26 protein-coding genes are annotated in these 26,412 nt (G+C 70.6%); 11 read left to right on the top strand and 15 right to left on the bottom strand.

Going from position 1 to position 26,412, the window contains the following annotated elements; translation table 11 throughout:
* Positions 1-38: 38 nt before the first annotated feature.
* A complete protein-coding gene (locus ACH443_RS06465; protein ID WP_429763937.1) occupies positions 39-1,244 on the bottom strand; it encodes a sugar ABC transporter substrate-binding protein in 1,206 nt (401 codons plus the stop codon).
* Between the two features lie 170 nt (positions 1,245-1,414).
* Between ACH443_RS06465 and ACH443_RS06460 the strand changes: the two genes are divergently transcribed.
* The 7 genes from ACH443_RS06460 (at position 1,415) to ACH443_RS06430 (ending at position 9,515) form a co-directional block, all read left to right on the top strand.
* A complete protein-coding gene (locus ACH443_RS06460) occupies positions 1,415-2,425 on the top strand; it encodes a LacI family DNA-binding transcriptional regulator (protein ID WP_430590000.1) in 1,011 nt (336 codons plus the stop codon).
* Between the two features lie 48 nt (positions 2,426-2,473).
* The gene (gene yicI / locus ACH443_RS06455; RefSeq protein WP_430589816.1) at positions 2,474-4,789 is read left to right on the top strand and encodes an alpha-xylosidase; all 2,316 of its coding nucleotides are present in this window, start codon (positions 2,474-2,476) and stop codon (positions 4,787-4,789) included.
* Complete coding sequence (locus ACH443_RS06450) at positions 4,786-5,718, top strand: D-isomer specific 2-hydroxyacid dehydrogenase family protein (RefSeq protein ID WP_430589815.1); 933 nt, start codon at positions 4,786-4,788, stop codon at positions 5,716-5,718. Before yicI ends, ACH443_RS06450 begins: the two co-directional genes overlap by 4 nt.
* 1 nt (position 5,719) lies before the next feature.
* On the top strand, positions 5,720-6,256 hold the full coding sequence (locus ACH443_RS06445) for a gluconokinase (protein WP_430589814.1): 537 nt from the start codon (positions 5,720-5,722) through the stop codon (positions 6,254-6,256).
* A 95-nt stretch (positions 6,257-6,351) separates the two neighbouring features.
* Positions 6,352-6,795, top strand: coding sequence for a MarR family winged helix-turn-helix transcriptional regulator (locus ACH443_RS06440; protein WP_430589813.1), 444 nt, complete (start codon positions 6,352-6,354; stop codon positions 6,793-6,795).
* A 125-nt stretch (positions 6,796-6,920) separates the two neighbouring features.
* Positions 6,921-8,402 carry an MATE family efflux transporter gene (locus ACH443_RS06435; protein WP_430589812.1) on the top strand — a complete coding sequence of 494 codons (1,482 nt, stop codon included), beginning with the start codon at positions 6,921-6,923 and terminating at the stop codon, positions 8,400-8,402.
* A 72-nt stretch (positions 8,403-8,474) separates the two neighbouring features.
* A complete protein-coding gene (locus ACH443_RS06430) occupies positions 8,475-9,515 on the top strand; it encodes an NAD(P)-dependent alcohol dehydrogenase (protein ID WP_430589811.1) in 1,041 nt (346 codons plus the stop codon).
* Between the two features lie 41 nt (positions 9,516-9,556).
* On the opposite strand, the gene ACH443_RS06425 is transcribed toward ACH443_RS06430, so the two are convergent.
* The 10 genes from ACH443_RS06425 to dcm all read right to left on the bottom strand — a co-directional run bounded on the left by ACH443_RS06425 (position 9,557) and on the right by dcm (position 18,925).
* Positions 9,557-10,438, bottom strand: a complete 882-nt coding sequence (locus ACH443_RS06425; RefSeq protein ID WP_430589810.1) for an alpha/beta fold hydrolase — start codon at positions 10,436-10,438, stop codon at positions 9,557-9,559.
* A 38-nt stretch (positions 10,439-10,476) separates the two neighbouring features.
* Positions 10,477-11,304, bottom strand: coding sequence for a DUF6999 family protein (locus ACH443_RS06420; protein ID WP_430589809.1), 828 nt, complete (start codon positions 11,302-11,304; stop codon positions 10,477-10,479).
* Positions 11,304-12,032, bottom strand: coding sequence for an iron-containing redox enzyme family protein (locus tag ACH443_RS06415; protein WP_430589808.1), 729 nt, complete (start codon positions 12,030-12,032; stop codon positions 11,304-11,306). Before ACH443_RS06415 ends, ACH443_RS06420 begins: the two co-directional genes overlap by 1 nt.
* Positions 12,029-13,159 (bottom strand): 3-oxoacyl-[acyl-carrier-protein] synthase III C-terminal domain-containing protein, encoded by a 1,131-nt coding sequence (locus ACH443_RS06410; protein WP_430589807.1) that lies wholly within the window; start codon positions 13,157-13,159, stop codon positions 12,029-12,031. The genes ACH443_RS06415 and ACH443_RS06410 overlap by 4 nt, the downstream gene beginning before the upstream one ends.
* Before the next feature lie 108 nt (positions 13,160-13,267).
* Positions 13,268-14,053 (bottom strand): SCO1664 family protein, encoded by a 786-nt coding sequence (locus tag ACH443_RS06405; RefSeq protein WP_430589806.1) that lies wholly within the window; start codon positions 14,051-14,053, stop codon positions 13,268-13,270.
* A 16-nt stretch (positions 14,054-14,069) separates the two neighbouring features.
* The gene (locus ACH443_RS06400) at positions 14,070-14,651 is read right to left on the bottom strand and encodes a DUF3090 domain-containing protein (RefSeq protein WP_430589805.1); all 582 of its coding nucleotides are present in this window, start codon (positions 14,649-14,651) and stop codon (positions 14,070-14,072) included.
* 31 nt (positions 14,652-14,682) lie between these two features.
* Positions 14,683-15,396: an MSMEG_4193 family putative phosphomutase gene (locus tag ACH443_RS06395; protein ID WP_430589804.1), complete on the bottom strand. Its 714-nt coding sequence runs from the start codon at positions 15,394-15,396 to the stop codon at positions 14,683-14,685.
* A 107-nt stretch (positions 15,397-15,503) separates the two neighbouring features.
* A complete protein-coding gene (arfB, locus tag ACH443_RS06390) occupies positions 15,504-15,950 on the bottom strand; it encodes an alternative ribosome rescue aminoacyl-tRNA hydrolase ArfB (protein WP_430589803.1) in 447 nt (148 codons plus the stop codon).
* Between the two features lie 839 nt (positions 15,951-16,789).
* Positions 16,790-17,527 (bottom strand): GIY-YIG nuclease family protein, encoded by a 738-nt coding sequence (locus ACH443_RS06385; protein ID WP_430589802.1) that lies wholly within the window; start codon positions 17,525-17,527, stop codon positions 16,790-16,792.
* A gap of 264 nt (positions 17,528-17,791) precedes the next feature.
* Complete coding sequence (gene dcm / locus ACH443_RS06380; protein WP_430589801.1) at positions 17,792-18,925, bottom strand: DNA (cytosine-5-)-methyltransferase; 1,134 nt, start codon at positions 18,923-18,925, stop codon at positions 17,792-17,794.
* A gap of 345 nt (positions 18,926-19,270) precedes the next feature.
* On the opposite strand from dcm, the gene ACH443_RS06375 reads away from it, so the two are divergent.
* On the top strand, positions 19,271-19,675 hold the full coding sequence (locus ACH443_RS06375; RefSeq protein ID WP_430589800.1) for a very short patch repair endonuclease: 405 nt from the start codon (positions 19,271-19,273) through the stop codon (positions 19,673-19,675).
* 73 nt (positions 19,676-19,748) lie between these two features.
* On the opposite strand, the gene ACH443_RS06370 is transcribed toward ACH443_RS06375, so the two are convergent.
* On the bottom strand, positions 19,749-20,927 hold the full coding sequence (locus ACH443_RS06370; protein WP_430589799.1) for a 3'-5' exonuclease: 1,179 nt from the start codon (positions 20,925-20,927) through the stop codon (positions 19,749-19,751).
* Positions 20,810-21,877, bottom strand: coding sequence for a UvrD-helicase domain-containing protein (locus ACH443_RS06365; protein ID WP_430589798.1), 1,068 nt, complete (start codon positions 21,875-21,877; stop codon positions 20,810-20,812). Before ACH443_RS06365 ends, ACH443_RS06370 begins: the two co-directional genes overlap by 118 nt.
* Before the next feature lie 623 nt (positions 21,878-22,500).
* On the opposite strand from ACH443_RS06365, the gene ACH443_RS06360 reads away from it, so the two are divergent.
* The 3 genes from ACH443_RS06360 (at position 22,501) to ACH443_RS06350 (ending at position 24,297) form a co-directional block, all read left to right on the top strand.
* On the top strand, positions 22,501-23,007 hold the full coding sequence (locus tag ACH443_RS06360) for an NYN domain-containing protein (protein WP_430589797.1): 507 nt from the start codon (positions 22,501-22,503) through the stop codon (positions 23,005-23,007).
* A 19-nt stretch (positions 23,008-23,026) separates the two neighbouring features.
* Positions 23,027-23,257 (top strand): hypothetical protein, encoded by a 231-nt coding sequence (locus ACH443_RS06355; RefSeq protein WP_430589796.1) that lies wholly within the window; start codon positions 23,027-23,029, stop codon positions 23,255-23,257.
* A gap of 782 nt (positions 23,258-24,039) precedes the next feature.
* Positions 24,040-24,297: a hypothetical protein gene (locus ACH443_RS06350; protein ID WP_430589795.1), complete on the top strand. Its 258-nt coding sequence runs from the start codon at positions 24,040-24,042 to the stop codon at positions 24,295-24,297.
* A gap of 241 nt (positions 24,298-24,538) precedes the next feature.
* Here the strand turns inward: ACH443_RS06350 and ACH443_RS06345 are convergent, their stop codons facing one another.
* A complete protein-coding gene (locus ACH443_RS06345; protein WP_430589794.1) occupies positions 24,539-25,249 on the bottom strand; it encodes a GIY-YIG nuclease family protein in 711 nt (236 codons plus the stop codon).
* A gap of 234 nt (positions 25,250-25,483) precedes the next feature.
* Complete coding sequence (locus ACH443_RS06340; protein WP_430589793.1) at positions 25,484-26,380, bottom strand: endonuclease/exonuclease/phosphatase family protein; 897 nt, start codon at positions 26,378-26,380, stop codon at positions 25,484-25,486.
* Positions 26,381-26,412: the final 32 nt, after the last annotated feature.

Below are 26,412 nucleotides of genomic sequence, written 5' to 3'. Positions count from 1 at the left end.
CTTCCTCGGTGACGACGCGCGCGACGTGGGCGTGCGCATCAGTGCTCCGTCGCCCGCTCGAGGGCTTCCGCGGGAGGCTCGCTCCCGGTCAGCGCGAGCTGCTGGGCGGTGTAGATCTGGGTGGCGGCGCCGGGCCAGTCCGGCCCGAGCAGCGCGGTGCGCGACCGGGCGGTCTGCACGGTGTCGACGAACGTCGCCACGACCGGGTTCTCGGCGGCCGCCTCCGCGGCGACCTCGGTGTCCGACGGGACGGCGCCGCGCCCGGTCGCCATCGCGAGCTGGTGCTCGCCGCGGGTCACGCACGCGACGAAGTCGCCGGCCTTCGCCATCTTCTCGGGGTTCCCGGTGCGCGGGACGGTGAACGCCTCGCCGCCGAGCGGCGCCTCGAGCGTGTCCCCCGCCTCCGGGACGGGCAGCGGGACGGCGGCGTAGTCGAGGCCGTCGGCCGCCTCGAGCGCGGGCATGTTCCACGGCCCGTTGACCATCATGGCGGCCTTGCCCGCGATGAACTGGTCGTTGACGTCGTTCTGCGACCAGTTGACGACGCTCGACGACGCGTACCCGTCCTGCACGAGGCCGTTGACGAAGGAGAGCGCTTCGACCGCCTGGGGCGACGTCAGGTCGTCCTCGTCCGCCCCGTTGCTCCACAGGTAGGGCAGGAACTGCCAGGTGCCCTCGAAGGTGTTGGCGGCGCTGAACGCGAGGCCGTAGCGCCCGTCGGTGGTCAGCGCCTCGGCGGCCGCGCGCAGCTCGTCCCACGTGGTGGGCGGCTCGATCCCCGCCTCGGCGAGCGCGTCGACGTCGTAGAACAGCCCGACCGTGTTGACGACGGGCGCGATGCCGTACAGGTCGCCGTCGTAGGTGCCCGCGTCGACGACGCCCTGCGGGAACCCGTCGCCCGTGATGCCGTAGTCGGTCAGCGGGCTGAGCGCGCCGGACGACGCGATCTGCTGCACGTCGGGGTTGTCGAGCATGAGGACGTCGGGGAGCGTGTCGGACGACGCCTGCTGCAGGACGGTCGCGATGAGCCCGGAGCCCGCCACGTGGTTGGCCTGCACCTTCATGCCGACCTCGGCGGCGCAGGCGTCGTAGACCTCCTGGTAGACGGGCGCGCTGGTGTCGGACAGCGTGTCGGTCACGATCAGCGTGCCGTCGTCCGCACGGGCACCGCCGCTGCAGGCCGAAAGCCCCAGGACGACGACGGCGGCCGACGCCGCGCCGACGGCGGTGTGGGTTCGTCGCACAGTCGTAGCTCCTTCGCTCGGTTCACGTGACGGCGAGGTTAGGCACGACCCGGCGAGGCTGTCAAAGCGCTTTACCAATCTCGTCCGGCTGTGTGATCATCGATCCGCACCACCGATCCCGAGCTTTGTTCCCGACCTGTTCCCGACGTGAGGAGTGCCCCGTGGTGACCATGCAGGACGTGGCCGACCGGGCCGGCGTCTCCCTGACGACCGTGTCGTTCGTCGTCAACGGGACCAAGCGCGTGGCCCCGGCGACGCGCACCCGCGTCGAGGACGCGATGGCCGACCTGGGGTACCGCCGCAACGTGCTCGCCCGGGCACTGGCGAGCCGCCGCAGCCACATCGTGGCGCTGGTCTTCCCCGCCCTGCAGCACCGCCTCGGCAGCACCGCGCTGAGCATCGTCACCGCCGCCGCGAGCGCCGCGACCGAGCGCGGCTTCAACGTCGTGCTCTGGCCGGTCGACGACGTCGCCCAGCTCGACGACTACCTGTCCGGCGGGCTCGTCGACGGCGTCCTGCTCATGGAGGTCACCGCCGACGACCCGCGCGTCGCGCTGCTCGCGGCGCGCGCGGTGCCCTTCGGGCTGATCGGCCGGACCGAGGACACGACCGGGCTGTCGTACGTCGACATGGACTTCGCCGGCATGGTCGCCACGGGGCTCGACCACCTCACTGACCTCGGCCACCGCCGGGTGGCGCTGTTCCTCGGCGAGCCGGGCGGCCCCTCCGGCTCCGCATGGTCGGGCTACGGGCCGGTCGTCCGCACCGCGCGGGCCTACGAGGCGGAGGCGGCCCGCCGCGGCCTCGACCCGGTCGTCGTCCGCGGCGGCCAGGACCCGCGCTCGGGCCGGCAGGCCGCCACCGCCCTGGTCGCCGACCACCCCGACGTCACGGCCGTCCTCGTCCTCAACGAGGCGGCGCTGTCCGGGTTCGTGAACGGGCTCGTCGCGGCCGGGCGCGCCGTCCCCGACGACGTCTCCGTCCTCGCGCTCGCGACCTCCGCGGCGGACCTGGCCACGGCCGACCCCGCCGTCAGCGCCGTCGTCGCGCCCGGCGCCGAGCTCGGCGCCCGCAGCGTCCAGGACCTCGTCGACCGCCTCGCCGACCCGTCCGCCGCCCCCACCCACGACCTCCTGCCCGGCACGCTCCGGCTCGTCGGCTCCACCGCCGACGCCCGCTGAGACCGACCGGCGCGCCCGCACCACCCGCACCACGGAAGGCCTTCCCCCATGAAGTTCACCGACGGTTTCTGGCACGCCCGCCCGGGCGTCGCGATCCACTACGCCCGCGAGGTGGACCGGGTCGCCGCCGACGGCGCGAGCCTGCGCTCCGTCGCGCCGACCAAGGTCGTGCGGCACCGTGGCGACACCCTGAACAACCCGGTCATCACGACGACCGTGTCGTCGCCGGCGGAGAACGTCGTGCGGGTGCAGCACGTCCACCACAAGGGCCGCCAGGAGCCCCGCCGCTTCGAGCTGGACCTGCTCGACGGCATCGGCGAGGCGAAGGTCGTCGACGGCCAGGGCACGCTCACCACCGGCGACCTGAGCGTGCAGCTGTCCGTCGGGAAGTCCTGGGAGCTGTCGTTCCACGCCGGCGGGCGCCGCCTCACCGGGTCGAGCGGCAAGTCGGCCGCGTGGGCCGACGTCGCCCCCGACGCCTCCGTCGACCACGGCCCGATCGAGCTGCGCCGCGACGGGCGCACCAGCTACGTGTTCGACCAGCTCGACCTGGGCGTGGGCGAGCTCGTCTACGGCCTCGGCGAGCGCTTCGGCCCGGTGGTGAAGAACGGCCAGACGGTCGACATCTGGAACTACGACGGCGGCACGTCGAGCGAGCAGGCGTACAAGAACGTGCCGTTCTACCTGACCACCGGCGGCTACGGCGTCTTCGTCAACGACCCCGGCCACGTCTCGTTCGAGGTGGGCTCCGAGGCCGTCGAGCGGGTGCAGTTCTCCGTGCTCGGCGAGGCGCTCGACTACTTCGTCGTCTACGGGCCGGACCCGAAGACGATCCTCCAGCGCTACACCGCGCTCACGGGCCGCCCCGCCGAGATCCCCGCCTGGACGTACGGGCTCTGGCTGTCGACGAGCTTCACCACGGACTACGACGAGGCCACGGTCAGCTCGTTCATCGACGGGATGGCGGAGCGGGACATCCCGCTGAGCCTGTTCCACTTCGACTGCTTCTGGATGCGCGAGTTCAACTGGTGCGACTTCGAGTGGGACGCGCGCACCTTCCCCGACCCGGAGGGCATGCTGGCCCGTCTCCACGACCGCGACCTGCGGGTCTGCGTGTGGATCAACCCGTACATCGCCCAGCAGTCGCCCCTCTTCGACGAGGGCATGGCGGCCGGCTACCTCGTGAAGCGCCGGGACGGCTCGGTCTGGCAGTGGGACCGGTGGCAGGGCGGCATGGCCCTGGTGGACTTCACCAACCCGGACGCCGCCTCCTGGTACAAGGACAAGCTGCGCGTGCTCGTGCGCCAGGGCGTCGACGCGTTCAAGACCGACTTCGGCGAGCGGATCCCGGTGGACGTCGAGTACTTCGACGGCTCCGACCCGGAGCGGATGCACAACTACTACACGCACCTCTACAACGAGGCGGTGCACGAGGTGCTCGCCGAGGAGCGCGGCACCGGCGAGGCCGTGCTGTTCGCCCGGTCGGCCACCGCCGGCGGGCAGCAGTTCCCGGTGCACTGGGGCGGCGACTCCACGGCGTCGTACGTGTCGATGGCCGAGTCGCTGCGCGGCGGCCTGTCGCTCGCGTACAGCGGGTTCGGCTACTGGAGCCACGACATCGGCGGCTTCGAGATGACGCCGGACGCCGGCGTGTTCAAGCGCTGGACGGCGTTCGGCCTGTTCTCCAGCCACAGCCGCATGCACGGCAGCGGGTCCTACCGCGTGCCGTGGATGTTCGGCGAGGACGAGTCCGACCCGACGAGCGCCGTCGCCGTGACCCGCACGTTCGCGCGGTTCAAGAACCGGCTCGCGCCCTACCTCGTCGCCACCGGGCACGAGGCGCACCGGTCGGGCACGCCGATGATGCGGCCCATGCTGCTGGAGTTCCCCGACGACCCCGCGGTGCCGCACCTGGACCGCCAGTACATGCTCGGGTCCGACCTGCTCGTGGCGCCGGTGTTCAACGCCGAGGGCGACGTCGACCTCTACCTGCCCGACGGCGAGTGGGCCGGCCTCCTCACCGGCGAGCGCGTCGCCGGCGGCCGCTGGGTGCGGGAGAACCACGGCTTCGACTCCCTGCCGGTCTACGTGCGCGCCGGCGGCGTCGTCCCACTGAGCGCCCACGAGGAGCGCCCGGACGCCGACCACCTCGACGGGCTGACGCTGCTCGTGCACCCCGGCACCGACGGCTGGTCGCGGACCGTCGAGGTCGACGGCGCCGACGGCGAGGCCGTGGCGTTCACCGTCCGGCGCGACGGCGACGAGGTCGTCGTCGAGTCGGCCCTCGGGGCGGGCTGGTCGGTCGAGGTCGCGGGCGGCGCCCGCGCGCAGGCCGCGGACGGCGTCGCCCGGGTCGCGGCATGAGCGGCGCGACGTCGGTCCCCGGCGTGAGCGTTGCCCGCCCGGGCCCCGGCTGGCTGCCGGACGCCGTCACCGCGGCCGGCGCCCGCCTGGTCGCGCCGGGCCCGGAGACGGAGGGGCTGCTCTGGTTCGGCGGCGACCTCGCCGACCTGCGGGCGGCGCTGGCGTCGGCGACCGGGACCCGCTGGGTCCAGCTGCCGTCGGCCGGGGTCGACGCGTACGCCGAGGCCGGGCTGCTGGGGACGCCGGGCATCACCTGGACCTCCGCGAAGGGCTCCTTCGCGCGCCCCGTGGCCGAGCACGCCCTCGCGCTGACCCTGGCGACGCTCCGGCACCTGCCGGAGCGCGCCCGCGCCCGCTCGTGGGGCACGTCCGCCGGGACGTCGCTGTTCGGCGCCGACGTGCTCGTGCTGGGCGCCGGCGGCATCGCCCGCACGTACCTCGACCTCCTGGCGCCGTTCGGCACGCGCAACGTCGTCGTCCGCCGTCGGGCCGAGCCGGTGCCCGGCGCCGAGCGCACCGTCACCACGGACCACCTGGCGGCCGAGCTCGCCCGGGCGGACGTCGTCATGGTGGCCGCGGCGCTGACCACGCAGACCCGGGCGCTGCTGGGCGCGGACGAGCTGGCCGCCATGAAGCCCGGCGCCGTGCTCGTCAACATCGCGCGCGGCGGGCTCGTGGACACCGACGCCCTCGTGGCGGCGCTGGCCTCGGGCCGTCTCGGCGGCGCGGCGCTCGACGTCACCGACCCCGAGCCCCTGCCCGACGGCCACCCGCTGTGGGACCTGCCGACCGCGCTGATCACCCCGCACACCGCGGACACCCCGGAGATGGTCGCGCCGCTGCTGCGCGCGCGGGTCGAGGAGAACCTCCGCCGGTTCGTCGCGGGCGAGCCGCTCGACGCCGTCGTCGACCCGGCCACGGGGTACTGACGTGGGCCCCGACCGCGTCGACGACCTGCGCGGCGTCGTCGTCATGGGCGTCGCGGGCTGCGGCAAGTCGACGGTGGGCGGCCTGCTCGCCGCCCGCCTGGGCCTGCAGTTCGTGGACGCCGACGACCTGCACCCGCCGTCGAACGTCGCCAAGATGTCGGCCGGGACCCCGCTGACCGACGACGACCGGCGCCCCTGGCTCGCCCGCGTCGCGGAGGTGCTGCGGACCGGCGCCGAGGCCGGCAGCCCCGTCGTCATGGCCTGCTCGGCCCTGCGCCGGTCGTACCGCGACGCCCTCCGCGACGGCGCGGGCGGCGGCGTCGCGTTCGTCCACCTGCACGGCGACCGCGACCTGCTCGCGCGGCGGATCGCCGCGCGAGCGGATCACTTCATGCCGCCGGCGCTCCTGGACTCGCAGCTCGCCACGCTCGAGCCGCTGGGCGCCGACGAGAACGGCGTGGTGGTCGACGTCGACCGGACCGCGGACCGCGCCGCCGACGTCGTCGCGGCCCTGTTCCGCCCGACCGTCCCGTCCTGACGCGGCCCGGCGCGGCGCCGCTCCTTCCGCCGCGCCGGGCGACGTCGCCCGACCCGCCGTTGACACTTAGAGTTCTAACGGTTAGATTTCTACTCATGACCGAGCAGCCCGTGCCCACCAGCAGCCTGGAACTCGTCCGGTGGATCGGATGGGCCCAGCGCAAGGCGGGCGAGGACTGGATCCGCGAGCGCGAGCTCAGCCACGAGCAGGCCTTCGTGCTCGGTTACCTGGTCCAGAACCCCGGCGCGATCCAGCGCGACATCGCCGAGGTGAGCCGCACGAGCGCGGCGAGCGTCTCGAGCCTCCTGCAGGGACTCGAGCGCCGCGGCCTCGTCGAACGCCGGCCCGAGCCCGGCAACGCGCGCGTGAAGCGCGTCCACGCGACCCCTGACGGCGCGCAGCTCATCGCCGGATTCACCGACGCGATCGCCGCAGCCGACGAGACGATCGTCGCCCCGTTGGACGCCGCCGAACGAGAGACCCTGCGGGCCCTCCTGACCAAGATCGTCGCGGAGCTGCCGCAGCCCACCCGGGACTGACCCGCCCGGCGCCACCGCGCCGCGCACGACCGGCTCTCCCGCTCAGCCCCACCCCCACTCCTTCCCCCCGCCGCGCCGGCGTCCGTCGGCGTGCGCCGAGGCCTGCCCGACAAGGAGCAGCAGCCATGAGCACCACCGACCTCACCACCACCGATCCCACCTCCTCCGGCACCACCACCACGCCACCGGCCGCGGCCGACGCCGTCGGCAGCAACCGCTGGTACCTCTCCTCCGCCCCGATCGTCCGCGCCCTCGTGCACCTGTGCGTGCCGATGGCCGCCGCGATGATCGTCGGCGCCGTCTACAACGTCGTCAACGCGGGCTTCATCGGCTCGCTGCACGACAACGCGCTGCTCGCCGCGGTCACGCTCGGCACCCCGGTCCTGGGCCTGGTCATGGCTGTGGGCGGCGTGTTCGGCGTGGGCGGCGGGTCGCTGATCTCCCGCCTGCTCGGCGCGGCCGAGCACGACCCTGCCGAGGCCACGAAGGTCAAGCACGTCTCGTCCTTCGCCCTCTGGGGCGCGGTGATCACCGGCGCCGTGCTCGGCGCCCTCGGGCTGGTGTTCCTCCAGCCGCTCGTCGCACTGCTGGGCGCCGACTCCGCGACCGCCGCGGCAACGAGCACGTATGTCGCCGTCATGCTCCTCTTCGTGCCCGTGCTGGCCGCGGCGTTCTGTCTCGAGCAGCTCGTCCGGGCCGAGGGTGCGTCACGCCAGGTGATGCTCGGGCTGATCGGCTCGACCGTCCTCAACCTGCTGCTCGACGCCGTGTTCATCCTCGGCCTGCACTGGGGCGTCGCGGGCGTGGCCCTCGCCACCGGCCTGTCGAACCTCGCCGTCGTCGCGTACTTCGCCGTCTGGCTCACCCGGCACAGCGAGCACCTGAGCCTCGCGCCGCGGTGGTTCACCCTCTCGCCCGCCGTGCTCAAGCCCGTCTTCGGCATCGGTGTCGGCGAGCTGCTCCAGGCGTCCTTCCTCATCGTCACCTCGCTCGTGCTCAACAACCTCGCCGCGGCCTACGGCGACGGCCCGCTCGCCGCCATGGGAGTCGCCGTCCGCATCGCCCAGGTCCCCGAGTTCCTCCTCATGGGCGTCACCCTCGGCGTCCTGCCGCTGCTCGCCTACGCCTACGGCAAGGGCGACCGCGGCCGCCTGACGGCGGCGCTGCGCGCGTCCGCGGTCACCGTCGGCGGCGTCGGGGTCCTGTTCTCCGCCGTCGTGATCCTGTTCCGCGACCAGGTGTTCTCCGCGTTCGTCTCCGACCCCGCCGTCCTCGCCATCGGCGCGACCATCCTCACCGCTCAGCTCGTCGCGATGATCGCCAACGGCTTCGCCGGCCTCCTCACCTCGCTCTTCCAGGCCACCGGCCGGGCCACGCCCGCGATCGTCATGTCCCTGGCCCAGGGCGTCCTGTTCATCCCCATCGTGATCCTCGGCAACCTCTGGTTCGGGCTCGCCGGCATCGTCTGGGCACTGACCATCACCGAGATCCTCGTGTGCCTCGTCGGCATCGGGCTGTGGCTCGCGTTCCGCCGAGCCATCGACCGAGGGCTGGCCGAGGGCAGCCGGGAGCGGGCCCAGGAAACCCTCGCGGCGGCGGGGGCCTGACGGTGCCCTGGCGCCGCAACAACGGGCCGCGGCACGTACTGTGAACGCCGCACCACCGACGAAGGAGAACTCTTGCGCACCGTCAACGCCTACGCCGCCCCGTCCGCGACCGAGCCGCTGGTCCCCACGACCATCGAGCGTCGCGACGTCGGCCCGAAGGACGTCCTGATCGCCATCCGCTACGCGGGGATCTGCCACTCCGACATCCACACCGTGCGCGGCGACTGGGGCCCGATCACCTACCCCCAGGTCGTCGGCCACGAGATCGTCGGCGAGGTCGTCGAGGTCGGCCCCGCCGTCACCAAGCACGCCGTCGGCGACCGTGTCGGCGTCGGCTGCATGGTCAACTCGTGCCGCGAGTGCGAGAACTGCCGCGCCGGCATGGAGAACTACTGCCTCAAGGGCAACACCGGCACCTACGCCGCCGTCGACCGGGACGGCACCATCACCCAGGGCGGCTACTCCACCCACGTGGTCGTCGACGAGGACTTCGTCCTGCGCGTCCCCGCCGCCATCGACTACGCGGCCGCCGCGCCGCTGCTGTGCGCGGGCATCACCACGTACTCCCCGCTCGCGCACTGGAACGCCGGCCCCGGCAAGCGTGTCGCGGTCGTCGGCATGGGCGGTCTGGGCCACATGGCCGTGAAGATCGCCGCGGCCATGGGCGCCGAGGTCACCGTGCTCTCGCGCACGTTGGCGAAGAAGGACGACGGCCTCGCCTTCGGCGCGACCGACTACTACGCCACCGACGACGCCGCCACGTTCGAGGCGCTGAAGAACCGGTTCGACCTCATCGTCAACACCGTCAGCGCGCCGCTCGACCTCAACCAGTACCTCCGGCTGCTGCGCCTCGACGGCACCATGGTCAACGTCGGCGCCCCGCCCGAGCCGCTGCCCATCCAGGTGTTCTCGCTGTTCAACAACCGCCGGTCGTTCGCCGGCTCCAGCATCGGCTCCATCGCCGAGACCCAGGAGATGCTCGACTTCTGCGCCGAGCACGGCATCGCGCCCGAGACCGAGCTCATCGCCGCCGACCAGATCAACGACGCCTACGAGCGCGTGCTGTCCAGCGACGTGCGCTACCGGTTCGTCATCGACACGGCGACCCTGTAGCACTGCGTCGCCGCCCTCGCGGGCCGGTGCCGGCGTCGCCGTCAGACGGCAGGGGCGTCGGCACCGGCGAGGAACTCCCGCAGGGCGGCGGCCACCTCGTCCGGGGCCTCCTCGGCCTGGTGGTGACCGGACCCGATCTGGCGGTGCCGCAGCGGCCGGTCGAGCCACGGCTCCCAGATGGCGGCCGGGTCGCCGTGGATGTCCAGGTCGTCCCCGGTCGACTCGAGCAGGAGCGTCGGGCACCCGACCCGGCGCCCGGCCGCGCGGTCGTCCTCGTCGTGGCGGCGGTCGATGCCGAGGCCTGCGCGGTAGTCCTCGCACATCCCGTGCACGACGGCGGGGTCCCGCAGCGCGGCCCAGACGTCGGCGTGGTTGCCGGGTCCGATGTCCTCCGGCGGCGGCGTGCGGTACCAGGCGTCGGGGTCGGCGGTGATGACCCGCTCGGCGGGCTTGTCGTCCTGGGCAAGGAACCACCAGTGCCACCAGGCGCGGGCGAACCGCGCGTCCGTCCGCTCGAGGTGCTCGACCACGGGCAGCCCGTCCATGACGACGAGGTGCGTGACCCGCTCCGGGTGGTCCATGGCGGTGCGGAACGCGACCAGCGACCCGCGGTCGTGGCCCACCACGGCGAAGGTGTCGTGGCCCAGGGCGGACATCAGGTCGACGACGTCCCGCGCCATCGCCCGCTTGCTCGACGGCGCGTGGTCCGGCTCGTCGGGCGGCAGCGTCGACCTCCCGTAGCCGCGCAGGTCGGGGCAGACCACGGTGTGCTCCTGCGCGAGGAGCGGCGCCACCGCGTGCCACGTCGTGTGGGTCCGGGGGTGCCCGTGCAGCAGCACCACCGGCGTGCCCGTGCCGCCGTGCCGCACCCGCAGCGTCACCTCGGGAAGTTCCACCCGGTCCAGCCGGAAGCCGTCGAACATGCGGCGACGCTAGCAACGCGCCCGGCTGCACGCCCTGCCTACTCCCCCACGCCCCGCTGCCGCGCGATGGAGACCAGGTGGGCGTGGGCGTACTCGCACACCAGCGCGTGCCGGTAGACGAGCTGCGGGACGTCGACGTTCGTGTCCATCCAGAGGCTGAGGGCGCCCATCTTCCAGTGCTCGAACGTCTCGTCGTCGGTCAGCACGGCGAGGATGCTGAGGAAGGAGTCGTCGAACCGCAGCGAGTGGATCGCGCGGCGGAACTCCTCCAGGTTCAGCGCGATGCAGAACGGGATGTTCATCAGGCACAGGGCCGTCTGGATGTCGAGGCGCAGCAGGCGGGGGCGACGGCGTTCCGGGTCGAGGTCCGGCACGTCGAGCTGGGCGAAGTTCAGGCGCTCGGGCGCCGTGATGTCGATCCCCTCGAGCGCGATGAGCACGTCGTAGACGTTGACGTCGTGCTCGACGACGGCGTTGTCGCCCAGCCCGGACAGCGTCGTCGGGCGCAGCGTGACCGGCTCGATGGCGGCCGGGGTGTTGCGGATGATGAAGTTCACCAGGTTGGTCTCCACCACGAAGTGGCGGATCAGCAGCTCGACGGCGTCCGGCGACACGAACCGGCGCAGGAACCACAGGCAGAGCGCGTCCATGGCGCGCAGCGTCATCCACCTGCCGGGGAACACCCGCTTCACCACCGAGAGCACGGCCACCAGCACCCGGGAGACGATCCGCGCGATCGGGTACAGCAGCCGGCGGGAAGGCCGCTGCTGGTCCTCGATGATCATCCGCACCAGCGGCTTGTCGAGCGGGACCGACGGGTCGGCGTAGATCGCCTCCCACATGCTCGGGTCGGACCTCACGGGCATCAGATCTCGTCCAGCTCGGTCAGCTGCATGACGTAGAGCCGGGCCACCACCCGCGCGCAGGTGACGATGGCGTCGGCCGCGTCGTCGTCGATCCGGTCGGAGGTGAGGATGGCGTCGAGCGTGCCGGTGTGCTCGGCGTCGGCGTCCTGGTGGTAGGCCATGAAGTGCACCTGGTTGTCCGCCAGCCCAAGCACCTCCTGGAACCGCCGGGCCCACACGCCCGCCTTCTGCGCGCCGAGCCCCTCGATGATGAACATCGCGCCGAGGCACCCGACCGGGTTCGGCCGGCTCGCCTCGTGGAACATGTAGCCGGACAGCGCCTGCGAGCCGACGTTCTTCCGGCCCGCGCGCAGCGCCTCGAGGGAGCCGCCGACGGCGACGTAGTCGCGCTCGAGGAGCAGGTGGTCGCGGTGCTCCTCCAGCGCGTGCGAGATGGCGGCCGAGCGGAGGTCGAAGTGGTCCATGTCGAAGTTCGACGCCGCCCGCGCGATCCACAGCGACCCGTCGACCACCTGCTGGCGCAGGTTGTGCAGCAGGCGCTGGTAGTCCGCCACCGTCACGTCGCCGGCGTCGAGCGCCCGCAGGATCGGCACGTCGGCCAGCCGGGCCTCGAAGTCCGTCCAGACGTCGGAGAGCCGGGCGAGCAGCCCCGCCCGGTCCGGCTGGGGCGGGCGGTAGCCCTCGACGGTCTCGGTGCTGATCCCGGTGCTGGCCTCGGTGCTGGTCATCTGGTGCTCCTTCGCGGTGCGACGACGGTCAGGTGGGCGAAGCCGAACGAGAAGCGTCCGGACTCGGGGACGGCGAGGAGGATCGTGTCGCCCGGCGCGAAGCGCCCGGTGCGCCACGCCTCCTCCAGCGCGATGAAGATGCTCGCGGCGCCGGTGTTGCCGCAGGTCTCCAGGTTGGAGAACCAGCGACTCGTGTCCATGCCGGGGACGCGGGCGCTCAGCGCGTCGAAGACGACGTCGCGGAACGCGTTGGTGCTGTAGTGGCAGAGCACGTGGTCGAGCTTCTTGAGGTCGACCAGGCCACGGTCGACGAGCTCCTCGAACTGCGCGAGCCCGGCCGCGGCGAGCTCGTCGAGCACGGCCGTCTCCTGGCGGATCTGCAGCAGGCCGGCCTTCTCGGCGGTGGCCACGTCGTCGTAGTCCTGCCAGGTGCGGCCCGCGACGGCGGCGGGCCCGTCGAGGCCCGCACGCATGCAGACCTCGTGCTCGTGCGCGAGGGACACCTGCCGCACCCAGTCCACGCGCAGCGACGGCTTGTCGGGGCGCGGCTGGAACTCCACGATGGCTGCGCCTGCGCCGTCGGACAGCATCCACCGCAGGAAGTGCGCGTCCAGGTGGTCCTCGACGCCCTCGAAGCGCCGCTGGTGCAGCCAGCGGCTGGACAGCTCCGAGCCCACCACCGCGGCCCGCGGGTGGTCGCCGAGCCGCACCTTGCTCACCGCCGCGTCGAGCGCCGCGATGCTCGACGCGCACACGCCGCCCGCCGTCAGCGTCTGCATCGGCCCGCCGCCGAGCCGCCCATGCACCATCGACGCGAACCCCGGCACCAGCAGGTCCCCCTGCGTCGTGGCGCAGGCCAGCATGCCCAGGTCGGAGGCGGTGATCCCCCGGTCGGCCAGCGCGTCCTCGATCGCGTGGACCGCCAGCTCCTCGTTCAGCTCGGTGGTGCGACCCTCGTCGTCCAGCGCGTAGTACCGCTGCCGGATGCCGTTGGCGCGCTGGATGCGGGCGCGCAGGCCGTCCGTGCGCTTGTCGACCCCGCCGAGCCGGCGCGCAACGTCCTCGTTGGCTACCGGTTCGCCGGGCAGGTACCGGCCCAGGCCGGTCAGGTACGCGGTCGCTGGCATGGGGGCCATTCAGCCACACACGGGGTGTCGCCGTCGACGACACGCGCACCCAAGACTCGGCCGAACGATCGGCTGACCGGGACAGCAGCTCGCCGACGGCCCGGACGCCTAGAAAAGGGGCCAGGGCACGGACGGCATGTCGCCCTCGGGCGACGGGAAGATCTCCGTGCGCAGCAGCCGATCGCAGCGCTCGGCCAGCGCGACCAGCTCGACGTCGTCGAGCAGCGGGGCGAGCCGGCCGCCGAGACCGCCCTCGCCGTCGTCCTCGAGATCGGTCCGGACCCGCCGGACGCCCTCGAGCTCGTCGGCGGTCAGCGGCTCGCCGAGGAATCCCCACAGCACGGTGCGCAGCTTGGGCTCGACGTGGAACGTCACGCCGTGGTCGACCCCGAGCCGGCGGCCGTCGCGCAGCGGCAGCACGTGCCCGCCCTTGCGGTCGGCGTTGTTCACCACCGCGTCGAACACCGCCATCCGCCGCAGCGCCGGCGAGTCCTCGTGGATCAGGCGGACCGGCTGGTCGTCGGCGTCGCTGCCCTCGAGCACCACGCGCCACCCGTCGAGCACCGCTCCCCGAGCAGGGACGACGTCGACCGGGTCCTGCTCGGTGTCCTGCTCCTGCCACAGCTGGACCATGCCCGGGCCGAGCGGCCCGTCGCGCAGCCACGTACGGGGCACGATCCCCCAGCCGAACGCCTCCGAGACGAGGTACGCCGCGACCTCACGGTCGGCCAGCGTCCCGTCCGGGAAGTCCCACAGCGGCTTCTCGCCTGCCACGGGCTTGTAGACCACCGAAGACCCGCCGATCCGGCCCACGAACGTCGCGTTCGAGGCCACGGCGATGCGGCCCACGACCTCGAGCTCGCCGTGCTCGAGGTCGACGTCCAGCTCGGTCACGGGGTGCCCGGCAGGCTCATGGCGCCTGCTCGCCGTCGTCCGTGGGGCACTCGTGGCCGTCCTCGTCCATCGGCAGGCCGCAGTCCGAGCACGTCGGGCGCCCCGCCTCGACCACGCGACGCGTGCGCTGCGCGAAGGCCCGCGCCGTCCCGACCGGGATCCGCACGAGCAGCATCTCGCTGGGCTCGGCCTCGTCCTCGCCGATCCCGATGTCGGCGGTCTCGGCATCGTCGTCGTCGGGCGGGTCCTCCTCGACCGGGTATGCCTCGATGACCATCTGCAGGGTTCGGGGGTCCCAGGCGAGCCGCATCGTCCCCGTGCGGAAGTCCTCCTCCACGGGCTGGTCCAGCGGCTCGTCGTCGAGGAGCTCCGCAGGTGCCTCGGACGGGATGGAGAGCTGGTCGTTCTTCACCGTCAGCTCGTCGAGGAGCCGGTCGATCATCTCGGCGAGCACGGCGGACTGCTCTTTCTCCAGCGCGACGCTGGACGTCCGGGTGCCCGCGCGGGCCTGGAGGTAGAACGTGCGTGATCCGGGGCGGCCGACCGTCCCGACCACGACCCGGTCGGGCCAGTCGAACTCGTGCACGATGGTGGGCATGCCACCACTCTAGGAGGCGGCGGCAGCGACGCTACAAGGCCTGGGCGCCGGGCCCGCCCCCGACGGGTGCGTCACCTGCCGGCGCGGCGTCGCGCAACCACGACAGGTCGCCGGAGTCCGTGTTGGTGGCCACAACCTCCGGCCGGTGCGGCCCGTACCGCACGATCGACACCGACGCCGGCCCCACCGCGATGCGCTGGAACAGGTCGAGGTGCATGCCGAGCGCGTCGGCCAGCACCGACTTGATGATGTCGCCGTGCGCCACCGCCGCCCAGACCGCCCCCGGGCCGTGCTGCTCCTCGACCGCAGCGTCGTGGCGACGGACCGCCGCCACCGAACGGGCCTGCATCTGCGCGAGCGACTCGCCCCCGGGGAACGTCACCGCCGACGGCTGCGACTGGACCCTCGACCACAACGGCTCCTTCGCGAGCTCGCGCAGCGCGCGGCCCTGCCACTGCCCGTAGTCGCACTCGGTGATGCCGTGCTCGATCACGATCGGCGATGCCACGACGTCTTCGGCGGGCCGGCCGGCCTGATGCTCGACGAGGACGCGCGCCGTCTGCCGGCAGCGCTCGAGCGGGCTCGTCACCACCGCGACGAGCGGCACCGCCGCCATCCGCGCCGCGGCCCGGGCGGCCTGCTCACGGCCCACCGCGTCCAGCCGCACCCCGGCCGCCCGGCCGGCGAGAATGCCCTGCGCGTTCGCGGTCGTGCGGCCGTGGCGGACGAGCAGAACAGTGGGCATGGTCCGGAGCCTACGTGTCGACCAGGCCCGGGACGACGGCCGCGCGCCTGCCGGGAGCGGGCACGTGCCGCGGGGTGACAGCCGCAGCGGTCCCGTCCCGCGGCGCGTCAGTCGTCGCGGCGGGGACGCGAGGAGCGCAGACGCTTGGTCGCGGACCGCTGCTTCTTGGCGGTCAGACGACGCTCCCGGGAGCCGCGGGTCGGGCGGGTGGAGCGGCGTGCCCGGGCCGGTGCAGCAATCGCCTCGCCGACTACGACGGCCAGCCGGCGGGCGGCCGCGTCGCGGTTGCGACGCTGCTCACGGTGCTCCGACGCCGACACGGTCAGGACACCGTCCACCAGGCGGTCCCCGAGCCGCGAGACGATCCGGTCACGCTGCACCGCCGTCAGCACGGCGGACCCGCCGACGTCCCAGGACAGCTCGACGCGCGAGTCCGTCGTGTTGACCCCCTGGCCGCCCGGCCCGGACGAGCGGGAGAACCGCTCGGACAGCTTCGTCCGCGGGATCGTCAGCGCAGGGCTCACCACAAGACCAGGTCGGAGCGGAGCGGACATGTCCCTATGGTGCCGCGACGCCGGGGCCGCGCCGAGATGCCTGGCTCCACCGCGCAATCGCCGATCAGATGTTGATCGTGTAGTCAGAGATCCCAGGTTCGTTGAATTTCCGCGGTTTCTGAACTTGTTCCGAGCGGCCGTGCAACTCTCGTGCCACTCAGTACTGGGGCGCGGACACGCTCGTGACATTTGTCCCGCCAAGCCTACGACAGCGCACGTCACAGCAACTCTTCGCTTGCTCCCGACAGTACACCTGCGACGATGCACCGATTCGGCACACCAAACCTTCGCGCCGAGCTGTGCCCTAGCTCAGTGGCCGGGGATGCAGATGTCGATCAAGCGGTCCACCAACTGGGGGCGCACCATGGACGGCGACGCAGCGCATCACACGTCCACGGACAGAGGGCATCTCACGTCCGCGAGCAGCACCGCGACGCTCATCTCAGTAAGCTTCGTCGTTCATTGCCACTCTCAGCGCGTTCCGGGCGGGCACTTACGTCGATGACGCTTAGAAGTGCATGCACGACGGTGGTCAGAGCGGCCGAGTGCTTCCTCATTCGGAACATGGTCCGGCCACCAACGACCGGCCCGCGCAGGGAGCCACCAAGGGGCAGGGCCACGGATGAGGCGCGACGCTCGTACACGCAGCGGTCGGACGGCCAGCAGATCACCGAGGTTGGCAGAGTAACGACGCCGGCCATCCTGCCGAAGCAGATAATCCCCACTAAGACATTCGAGACCAGCTCAACCCCAATGTGTTGATAATTCGCCTCATTACCGATCCGGTGACAATCGAAGCATTATTCTCCATCTGCGATGAGCCAACAGGTCGGTCACGACTACTCGTTAAGCTCGTCGACATCGCCATCATTCTCATCGATTCCCGGGATGGCCCCGCCGGCAGCTTCGAATCGGCGCTCCGAGAGTTCCACCAGACGTCGAGTCTGGGTCAACAGAGTCCTGCGTAGCCCCTTCGAGACGGCCCGCTCAGAAATGTTCTTTGCGAGCAAAGACACCGTCTGTGCTCGCCGGGCGATCCTGACATCAGGATGCGAGCGGTCTGGGAAGATGTCATCAGGAATGATCACGCCACCGACCGGGTCGGGCAACTCCATAAGATCACACTCCGGGATGTCACCTTCATTCAGCACCGCGTTGAACTTGGAATGCTCCGTTAGCAGGTGGTGTATCGTAAATTCGTACTTGTTCAGCTCAGACTTTCGCTCCCGCGCTGGCAGGTCCGCATGGATGTGCGGGAGCGACCACATGGCAATCGCAAATACCTCGAATGGGTCGAGTACATACTTGGCCACTGAATCCGACCGCTGACCGGTGAGATGCCGTCCCACTCGCGACGAGAACGACTCCGCGGTTTGGCCGACATAGATGGGCTCGCCATCATAGTCGAAGAATGCATAGATTCCCGTCTTAGTCTTTCCGATTCGCGCGCCAGTCTGCGGGTCTGGCAAATTCATTACCGCCTTGATTGACCTTCTAATCGCGTCAACCTCGCGCGGCAAGACGGTAGTGGACAAGTTCAGACCCTTGAACCACTCAGACGGAATGACCTCCACCATTGCAACTCCTTTTCTGCCCAGATGCAAGTTCGGACGCTTCACACTAATTTCGCACCGCCCAACAAGGGTGAAGCATAGGATCGTCCCCATACTGACGCGTCAGCTCATCGCAACGTCCAGATACCAAAATACAGCCCACCGGGCCCATAGCAAGTCCACCGCATGAGGTCGCGGGTTTATAGTCCACGGGACACCGCGTCGCCCACCGTGGCCGTCTTACAGCCAACATTCCACGGTCCCGAAGGTTCAAGTTGCATCGAGGCGCTAAGAATTCATCGACGATTCTGGACGCAGCAAGGGAAGTAGGTAATGGTCTGCGATCCATGCGACAACGTCGACTACCACGGCATCACCAAACCCGAACAGAGCTTGGTTGTCCGAACGCGCCTTGATCTTGAACCGATCGGCTCCCATGAGCCGCGCATACTCAAGCGGCGTCATCCAGCGGACGCGCACTGCACCACGTCCAGCCTCGACGAGCGCCTGCTTTGAAGAGCCACCGCCAGTCGTGCGCAGGCAGCCAGCTATTTCGTCCGCTCGGATCTCCCACGTTGCCACACCACGCCGGGTACGCCGGTACGCAGTCCGCCATGTCAAAGCCGTACCGCGCGTCATGCTCCGCAGGCGCTCCTCGTGGATCGGGCTAAGGCTCGTAACAAACCGTTCCGTGCGTTCCTCATCCCACCATCTCGAGTCAGAAGCATCGATTCTCTGCACAACCCCACGAAGGTTCGTTGGGCCCACGGGGAGGCTCGGAAGGCGCGTGTGGTGCATCGGCAGGTCCTGGTTAGCCTCATGGATTGCCTGCACCCAACCCGGTCGTACATCCGAGATTGGAGGCACCCCCTTTTCGGCCCCCTTCGGGAGAACACCGCGGATGCCGACCACGAACATGCGCGGACGGCTTTGCGGAACGAAATGCTTTGCATTGACCGCGATCACGTCGCTGCTGTAGCCAAGCTCGGACAGGCGCTCCATTGCAGCACGAAGGTCCTTGCCGCCGTGGCTAGTGGCGAAGCCGTGGACATTCTCTAGGAGAACGGCCCGCGGCCGCCGCTCACCCATCTGCTCCAAGACGCGCGCGAATTCCCAGAACATCCCACTTTGGTTACCTGCGAGACCCTTCCGATTTCCGGCGAGACTCAGGTCAATACAGGGGAACGACGCGGTCGCCAATTCGACTATTGGCAAGTCATCCCCGACCACACCACGCACGTCGCCAAGCTGGAACGCGGCTTCCGCGCTCGGACGGTTCGCAAGGTACAGGTCGTACTTGGCCCGCTCGATGTCATTGGCCCACCGCACTGCGAATCCCCGTGGCTCGAGCGCGGCGGCCATGAGGCCGATCCCGGCAAAGAACTCGGCGGTCGCGACGGGGCGACTGGAAGCGATCGTCATGGAGTCGATCCTGCCACCAACGACCGACACGGTGACTCAACGACGCCGCTGGGCGCCGTAGACTTCGGGCATGTTGGCCGACTTGCCCGAAGACGATCCTCGGCACGGCACGGTGAACGGCTACGGCAACCATGGATGCCGGTGCGAGCGCTGCCGCGCTGCCCACCGAGCGAACCACGCCAGGTACATGGCGAAGGTACGAGAGACGGGCCAGCTCACGAAGGGCGACCGCGTGGTCCATGGAACGTCGTACCGGTACGACGTCGGGTGTCGATGCGACGAATGCCGGCTAGCGCACAACGCCAAGTCCAGGGCGACCAAGGAGCGCCTACGCCAACGGAGAACATGACCAGCCCCGCGATCCGCAAGGCCATGCAAGGCAATCGCAGCCGGGACACAAGGCCGGAGCTGAGGCTACGGTCGACGCTGCACCGGCGTGGGTTGCGCTACCGGGTCGCGACGCGTCCAATCCCCGGCGTCAGGCGGACCGCGGACGTGGTCTTCACGAAGGCACAGGTCGCAGTCTTCGTCGATGGCTGCTTCTGGCACAAGTGCCCTACGCACTACAGACAGCCCGGAAGCAACGTGGCGTACTGGACAGCCAAGGTGGCGAAGAACGTCCGTCGCGACGACGAGATCGATCGGCTCCTGCGCACGGCGGGTTGGATCGTCGTGCGTGCGTGGGAGCACGAGGACTCGGAAGCCGTCGCAGATCGTGTTGAGGCGCTGGTCCGCCGAGGAGGCAAGTGAACCCTCTGCGGCGCGCTGATCGGGACGGTCCGCGGGAGTCCTGTGCGTGAACCCGAGTGCGCACGAGGGAATGTCAGTCGAGGTTCACACCCGCAGACATGGCCCCCTGTGGGTGCAGGAATAGCAGCTCCGCTCGCGCGGTAGCACCTGTCGCGTCGACCAAGCACCGCGCATACGCGCGCAGCTGCGGGGCGTAGTAGTCCAGTCGGCTGGGGTACGCGCCCGGCGGCACGGCGTCGGTCTTGTAGTCCACGACGACCAGTGACCCGTCATCGTCACGGTAGATAAGGTCCACGTACCCCTCGAGCACCGTGCCGTCGTCGACCGTGCCTACGTACGTCTCCCGCCAGTGCTCCCGTGCAGCGGCCCGTTCCACGAGGTCGCTAGCCAGCGCAGACCGCACCAGCGCGGCGACCAGCTCCTCAGTCCCGACGATCCCCTCAGCGACAGCCTGCGCGGCCACGGCCTCGTCGACGCCGTCGCCGGTCGCGAGGTCCACCGCCTGCAGGACGCCGTGCACGGCGCGGCCGATGGCAGACCCGTAGCGGCCCTTGGACCACGGCGGGAGCTCGAGGTCTCGGGCGCCCTTGGCCTGGCCTTCGGCGACGTCGTCGGGCTCGGGCAGCACGACCGCCGGTTCGGTGCCCTCCAGCCCGGACGCACTGATTGCGGCGTCGCGCTCGCTGCTCGTGCGCGCGGCGGTGACGCGCGCCAGCCACTCGTCGTACGGCGGCAGGGGCGCGACGTCGCCTTCCCCCGAGGAAGCCACAGCACCGGGCGCGCCGTCGGACGAGGCCGCGAACCGCTCCTCCCCCAAGTCCCCCGCGCCGCCGACGTCGACGAGCAGCTTCGCCGCGCTCTCCGTACCGCCGGACCGGTGCAGCGACACGACCAGGTGGTCGCGCGCCCGCGTCGCGGCGACGTACAGCAGGCGCCGCTTCTCCAGGTCGTCCATCTGCTCGTCGACGGGCTGCGCCAGGGCGAAGTCGTCGGTCTCCACTCCGGCGCGGAGCCGCACGGAGTAGCCACCTTCGGGCGGCCACAGCAGCTTCAGACCACTTCGCCGTCCTCCGCGCGACGTCATACCCGACAGCACCACGAACGGGAACTCCAGCCCCTTCGCGGCGTGCACGGTCATGACGCGGACGGCCTCGACGTCGGTCTCCGGCAGCACGGACTCGGCCACCCGCCCGGTCTCGGTGCCCTGGTGCGCCGCCCACGCGAGGTACGCGCGCAGCCCGCCGTGCGACACCTCGCCCCACGCCCGCGCTGGTCGACGACGAACCGCAGCCGTCGCCACACGTCCCGCGACCGCGCGTCGGGAGCGGCGACCTCCAGCATCCGCCGCTCGTCGACGATCCGGCCGAGCAGCTCGGACGGCGTCGCCCACCGCGAGTCGAAGTACAGCCCCCGCAGCCAGCCCAGCGCCTGGGCGACCGGCCCGTCCGCGACGCCGGGCGCTGTCGTCCCCTCGAGCGTCGAGAACACGGTGAACCGGCCGCCGGCGTGCTTCCACCGCCACAGGTCGTCGTCGCCGCACCCGAACAGCGGCGAATGCAGCGCCGTCACCAGCGACAGCTCGTCGCTCGTGTCCGCGACTGCGCGGGCGCACGCGAGCAGGTCACGCACCTCGGCGGCCTCGTAGACCAGTGAGCTCGCCTCTGCCCGGTACGGCACGCCCGCCCTGCGCAGCGCGTCCTCGAGCTGTGGCAGCGACGTCCGCGCCGGCACCAGGATGGCGACGTCACGGGGTCGCAGCGGCCGCCAGCCGTCGCCCGACGCCGACCGGTCCTGCACCTGCCACCCGTCCGCCAGCGCCTTCGCGACGACGCCCGCGACGTCGTCCGCCTCCCGCTCGCGCAGCACCGTCGCGGTGGGCTTGTCCTCGTGCGCGACGGCGCCGATGACGACGACGCCCGGGGCACCGTTGGACGTCGTGCCCGGCGTCGACGCGCTCAGCCCGCGGCGGTGGTGCGTCAGCGGCTCGTACTCCGGCTGCCGCTCGTGCTCCTCGACGATGACCCGGCCGAACACCGCGTTGACCCAGTCGAGTACGGACGGAACAGTGCGGAAGTTCGTGGTGAGGCTGACCCGCTCCCCCAGCGTCTGCTGCGCCGCCAGGTAGGTGGCGACGTTCGCGCGCCGGAACCGGTAGATGGACTGCTTCGCGTCCCCGACGACGAACAACCGGCCCGCCGGCACGTCGACGTCCTGCCACCGCTCCGCCGTCGCGCTTCGCCTCCGCCGTCGCGGCCTCCGCGGCGGCCTTCCCGGCGTCGCGGACCGCGCTGACCGGCACGTCCCAGTTCGCAGCGCGCCCCTTGTTCCCGAACTTGAGGGCACCGATCCGGGGCAGCGGCCCGCAGGCGGTCCAGGGCAGGCGCCCCATATGGGGTGTCGACTGGGCGAAGCACGCGACCTCCTGGGCATGGGCTCCGTGCCATGCAAGCACGGGCAGCAGGGCACCGCTCGGGATGCTCCCTGGGCGCGCTATGCGCGGTCACCATGGGCCGGATGGTCACGCATTGACCATGCCAATTTGACATCTACTTCATGTTCTAGTAGCGTTCTTACAAGTTGCACCCGACGCCTTCCGGTTAACGAGTCCTGGAATCTACCGCGGTAAAGCCGGCGTCAGCCGGTTAACCCGGGTTAAACCAGACAGGCTTCACAGCGCACCGCACCCGCTCGTCCTGCAGATTCGCCCCGCATCCCCCTCAGGGATGCGGGGCGAAGTGCGTTGCCGGATCGAGCGAGCCCCGATTGCAAATCTTCCCCCATGTCACACCCATGCCCATCTATGGTCTGGCCACAAAGGAGCATCCATGACCACCCGACAGAAGTCCCGCAACAACGAGCGCCTCGCGACCCTGGCCCGCGGACGGACGCTCCATCTTGTCGACATCGAAAACGTTTGCGGAACGGGAGTGCTGACTTCCGAGCTGGTGTGGGGCGCCCGTGCTCTGCTCCACGCGAGCGAATTCGCCTCGAACGTCCACCACTGGGTCGTGGGCGCGAGCAGCTCGTCGAGCGCCCTTGCCCTGATCGGATGGCAGGACGCGCGCCGGGTGGTGCAGCACGGCAAGGACGGCGCCGACCTGGCCCTTCTCTCGGTGCTCGATGAGCAGGTGACCAGCCGCTTCTCGCACGTTGTCGTCTACTCCGGAGATGGGATCTTCGCGGACCCGCTCGCCCGGATCGCGGCCGGAGGCGTCGACACCACCGTCGTCGCGCGGCCCGAACAGCTCAGCGCCAGGCTTCGGCTCTCTGCCCGTCACGTCGTCCTGCTGCCGTCGCTCGTCGAAGCGTCGGCCACCACCCTCGCCGCCTGAACCCACGAAGGAACGCCCCATGAGCACCCCGAGCACTCCCTGCGCCCATCTCGTCACCACCGGGCGGCACACCCCGGTGAGCGAACGCGCGCACGGCTGGATGCATGCCGACGTGATCGTCTGCGTCGACTGTGGCGAGAAGGTCGTCCTGCGCGTCTACGACGACCAGCGCGACGACCCGTTCCGCCGCCTTCCCCTCACGTGGGGAGAGAACTCGAGCGTGGCTGACGGACAGGAGGACTCGCGGTGAACCGCACCGCGTCGGTCGCCGACGGCTCCGTGATCCGGCGGCGCTACAGCGACGACCCGGTCAGCTACTACGACGGTCTGCGAAAGTTCGGCATCCGCGACGCGAGCGTCTGGAGCTGGGTCACGGAGTTACTCTCCGACACTGGCCGCTTCAGCGCCTCGGACGGCGTCACTCGGGGCACGCTCGCCCGCCAGGGCTGGCGCGCGACGGAGTGGTGGGAGGTCATGAATCACGGGAAGCCCCTGACCACTACTGGATCCCACGGTCGGGCACCTACGTCGCCTTCGGCTACTACGACAGCGCGGAGCTTGACAACGGGCGCACGTGGACCAACGCCGTCCCGGGCTGGCGCATCAGCGCCAAGGTGACGCTGACCAGCTTCGTCGTCCAAGCCGTCGTCGAGTCCTACGACGGCGAACGGATCGAGGAGATCGGCTCCATGCCGTTGCCTCATTGCGGGACGCGGGCTGTGCGGCGCCCCGTCTGTCGGACGTGCTTCCTTGAACTGCCGCTCAGCGGACGCTGCACGATGTGCTCGTGACGGCTGTCTGGGCCTCGCGCAAGACTCGACGCATGGCACGTACAGAGCGCCGATCGTGGGTCAGCACCGGCCCCAGCGGCGGGAACATGCGCCTCGACGCGGACGGCCGCGACCGCAAGGGCCGGTGCTGGTGCTGCTCGGGTTGGAAGCGCCCCTCCCGCCGCCGCGAGCGCCACGACGCACGTGCCGCGCTCCGTCGGGACGAAGAGTTACCCCGCGCCCGCGACTCGCACTGGGTGGCATGACCCTTTGGCAGGCCACCGCACCTGACGGGACCGTGGCGACGTTCGAGGCTTCGGACGACGTCGACGCCTGCGACAAGCATGACCTGTTCGCCTGCGCCCTCGCCGGGTGCCCGGATGCCTTCGGCTGGACGTTCACCAGCCTCGACATCCACCAGCGGGTCGTTCCTGAGGACGTCCGCGCTCGGATCGATGAGGCGCTCCGCTCGGCGCGTTCGAACGATCGGGGTCACGATCCAGGGTCCGGACTCGACTAACTGCCAGCTACTGGTTCAGAACCCGCGCGAGTTCCCTCGACGGAGCAGGTAGCCGCGACGGGCGCAGAGGTCCTGCCAGGCCACCTCGCTGGCGGCGGCGAAGTTGCGCCCCCGGACCTGACAGATGCGCTTCCACCCCTCACGGCGGACAAGATCTTCGGACGAGATCGAGTCGGAGTTGATGGCGGCGACAACCTGTCGGTCCGACGCATTCCGGATGTCCATACCTTCGCCCTTCGTGCTACTCGGCGTACGCGGTGCGCAGGTCCAGCGCCGTGGCGATCGCGTCGAGGAAAGCGCGGTTGGTGAGGAACCACTCTCGGCCGACCTCGTTGCGCGCGCGTCGGACCGACTCCTCGCGCCGTGGGTTGCCGTGCTCGGCGGTGCTGAGCAGTCGGTGGAAGTCACGCTCGGCCCTGTCGAGGTCGCGGTCGCCGACGGCGTAGACACGAACGGTGATCAAGGGTTCTGGGATGTGCGCCCTGGCCCCGCGTCGGTGCTCCTCGATCCGTCCGGCAACGTCGCGAGCCTTGCCGACCTTGATCAGAGTGTTGTCACCGTCGGGATCGAGCGGACTCTCGAGGTACCAGCCGTACGAGAAGGCGTAGATACCTGCCACCCCGCGCAACGCTGCGACCTGGTCCTTCTCGCTTCGCTCGGCCTCGATCTCGGCCCGCGCTTCCTGCTCGGGGTCGACGTCGTCACGTGCGGCAACGACACGGGCACGGTTCGTCGTGAGCAGCTCGAGGGCGGCCGGCGAGAGCGACGTCCGGCCACGCTTGAGGAGACCATTGAGCGCGGAGGCGGTGGCCTTGAGCACCGTTGGGCTGCTCGGCACCACGCCGTCGAGGGCCGCGCTCGCATGCGCCTGGTAGTGGTAGACAATTCCCGCCGTCTCCACGTTGAGCCGATCCGCGACCTCTTTCGCCGTCAGCCCCTCCCCCGTGAGCACGAAGACGTCGCCGATGCGCCCTTCCTGTCCGGCGATGAACTCAGCGAGCTCCTCGCGTGGTGTCAGCGCCCTGCGAGCTCCGGGTCATGATCCGATCCACCGGTCTCCGTCATCGTTCTCCCCCCGGCGTCGGCGAGCTGCCGACAGGCACTCCTCCACTGATGCCACGATCGTGCCGCAGGCATTCGAAAGTTGCACAGCATCGACCATCGAGTGGTGGGACCTGTCGCACGCTCACAGGTCGAAGGCCGCGAAGATCGGACGATGGTCGCTGTGCTCGGGCCAGTGCGGGTCGGGGTCGGCCCAGCACTCCCGGAGCCTGTCGCGCAGCGCCGGCGTGGCGAGGAAGAAATCGAGCTGGTGCGGCCGGTTCGTGGGGTTCGACTGGTACAGGAACGTGTGCACGTGGCGGCAATCGGGATCCGGGCACGGACAACGTTCGAGCCGAGGCTCGTCCGGCCGGCGGAAGGGGCCGCACGTCTCCAAGCCATAGGCGGCGAGGCGGTCGAAGACCGTCATCCCGCGGTCACCCCAGACGGTGCCGTCCGAGTACGAGTAGAGGTTGAGGTCGCCGGCGACGAGCACGTAGTCGTTCGCCCGCTCCTGGAAGATCGGGGTGAGGTCAGAGATGGCGCGGTGGAGCGTCGCCTCCGGGAACATCGTGCGGCTGTCGAGCATCCGGTCCCAGATCCCGTAGAGGCTGACCACGGTGATTCGTGGGCCGCCGACGATCGCGACGTCCCCGACGGCGAACTGTCCCGGATGGCTGTACGCGAACTCCCCGTCCACGACGTCGTGCAGCTCTGTCGGTTCGCGCGGCACCACAACGCCGTCGCGGCTGACGAGGGCTGAGGCGAAGTTCCGTCGGGTCGGCTTGAGCGTGCCGTCCGCGGCCCGGTACCGCGAGGGCACCGCGATACGCCATCGCTCTGGATCTTCGACACGCGGGTGCACCTGCCAGCCGTCGGGCTTCACCGGCGGGCGACGGGCCTCCTGGAGCAGGGCCACCGAGACGTCGTGCTGGTGAGCCAGGGCGCTCAACCGCGGCCATGCGCTGTCCCGCTGGTTCATGTTCCACGACATGATCGTCAGCACGTCTCGATCGTGACGCTCCATCTCGAGGGTGTCCACCGTTGGCGCCAACGTTCGCGATGGCCGTGCCT

Source organism: Isoptericola sp. NPDC019571, assembly GCF_044389385.1.
Classification (GTDB): domain Bacteria; phylum Actinomycetota; class Actinomycetes; order Actinomycetales; family Cellulomonadaceae; genus Isoptericola; species Isoptericola nanjingensis.
The sequence above is the reverse complement of the archived record's forward strand: the minus strand, read 5'-3'. Positions and strand labels throughout refer to the sequence as shown.

Excerpts from the sequence above, each read along its gene's own strand:
- arfB (WP_430589803.1), bottom strand. The coding sequence starts at position 15,950 with ATGTCCGCTCCGCTCCGACCTGGTCTTGTGGTGAGCCCTGCGCTGACG.
- ACH443_RS06410 (WP_430589807.1), bottom strand. The coding sequence starts at position 13,159 with ATGCCAGCGACCGCGTACCTGACCGGCCTGGGCCGGTACCTGCCCGGC.
- ACH443_RS06395 (WP_430589804.1), bottom strand. The coding sequence starts at position 15,396 with ATGCCCACTGTTCTGCTCGTCCGCCACGGCCGCACGACCGCGAACGCG.
- yicI (WP_430589816.1), top strand. The coding sequence starts at position 2,474 with ATGAAGTTCACCGACGGTTTCTGGCACGCCCGCCCGGGCGTCGCGATC.
- ACH443_RS06355 (WP_430589796.1), top strand. The coding sequence starts at position 23,027 with ATGAGCACCCCGAGCACTCCCTGCGCCCATCTCGTCACCACCGGGCGG.
- ACH443_RS06360 (WP_430589797.1), top strand. The coding sequence starts at position 22,501 with ATGACCACCCGACAGAAGTCCCGCAACAACGAGCGCCTCGCGACCCTG.
- dcm (WP_430589801.1), bottom strand. The coding sequence starts at position 18,925 with ATGACGATCGCTTCCAGTCGCCCCGTCGCGACCGCCGAGTTCTTTGCC.
- ACH443_RS06450 (WP_430589815.1), top strand. The coding sequence starts at position 4,786 with ATGAGCGGCGCGACGTCGGTCCCCGGCGTGAGCGTTGCCCGCCCGGGC.
- ACH443_RS06440 (WP_430589813.1), top strand. The coding sequence starts at position 6,352 with ATGACCGAGCAGCCCGTGCCCACCAGCAGCCTGGAACTCGTCCGGTGG.
- ACH443_RS06350 (WP_430589795.1), top strand. The coding sequence starts at position 24,040 with ATGACCCTTTGGCAGGCCACCGCACCTGACGGGACCGTGGCGACGTTC.
- ACH443_RS06385 (WP_430589802.1), bottom strand. The coding sequence starts at position 17,527 with ATGGTGGAGGTCATTCCGTCTGAGTGGTTCAAGGGTCTGAACTTGTCC.
- ACH443_RS06415 (WP_430589808.1), bottom strand. The coding sequence starts at position 12,032 with ATGACCAGCACCGAGGCCAGCACCGGGATCAGCACCGAGACCGTCGAG.
- ACH443_RS06375 (WP_430589800.1), top strand. The coding sequence starts at position 19,271 with ATGACCAGCCCCGCGATCCGCAAGGCCATGCAAGGCAATCGCAGCCGG.
- ACH443_RS06420 (WP_430589809.1), bottom strand. The coding sequence starts at position 11,304 with ATGCCCGTGAGGTCCGACCCGAGCATGTGGGAGGCGATCTACGCCGAC.
- ACH443_RS06425 (WP_430589810.1), bottom strand. The coding sequence starts at position 10,438 with ATGTTCGACGGCTTCCGGCTGGACCGGGTGGAACTTCCCGAGGTGACG.
- ACH443_RS06400 (WP_430589805.1), bottom strand. The coding sequence starts at position 14,651 with ATGCCCACCATCGTGCACGAGTTCGACTGGCCCGACCGGGTCGTGGTC.
- ACH443_RS06460 (WP_430590000.1), top strand. The coding sequence starts at position 1,415 with ATGCAGGACGTGGCCGACCGGGCCGGCGTCTCCCTGACGACCGTGTCG.
- ACH443_RS06435 (WP_430589812.1), top strand. The coding sequence starts at position 6,921 with ATGAGCACCACCGACCTCACCACCACCGATCCCACCTCCTCCGGCACC.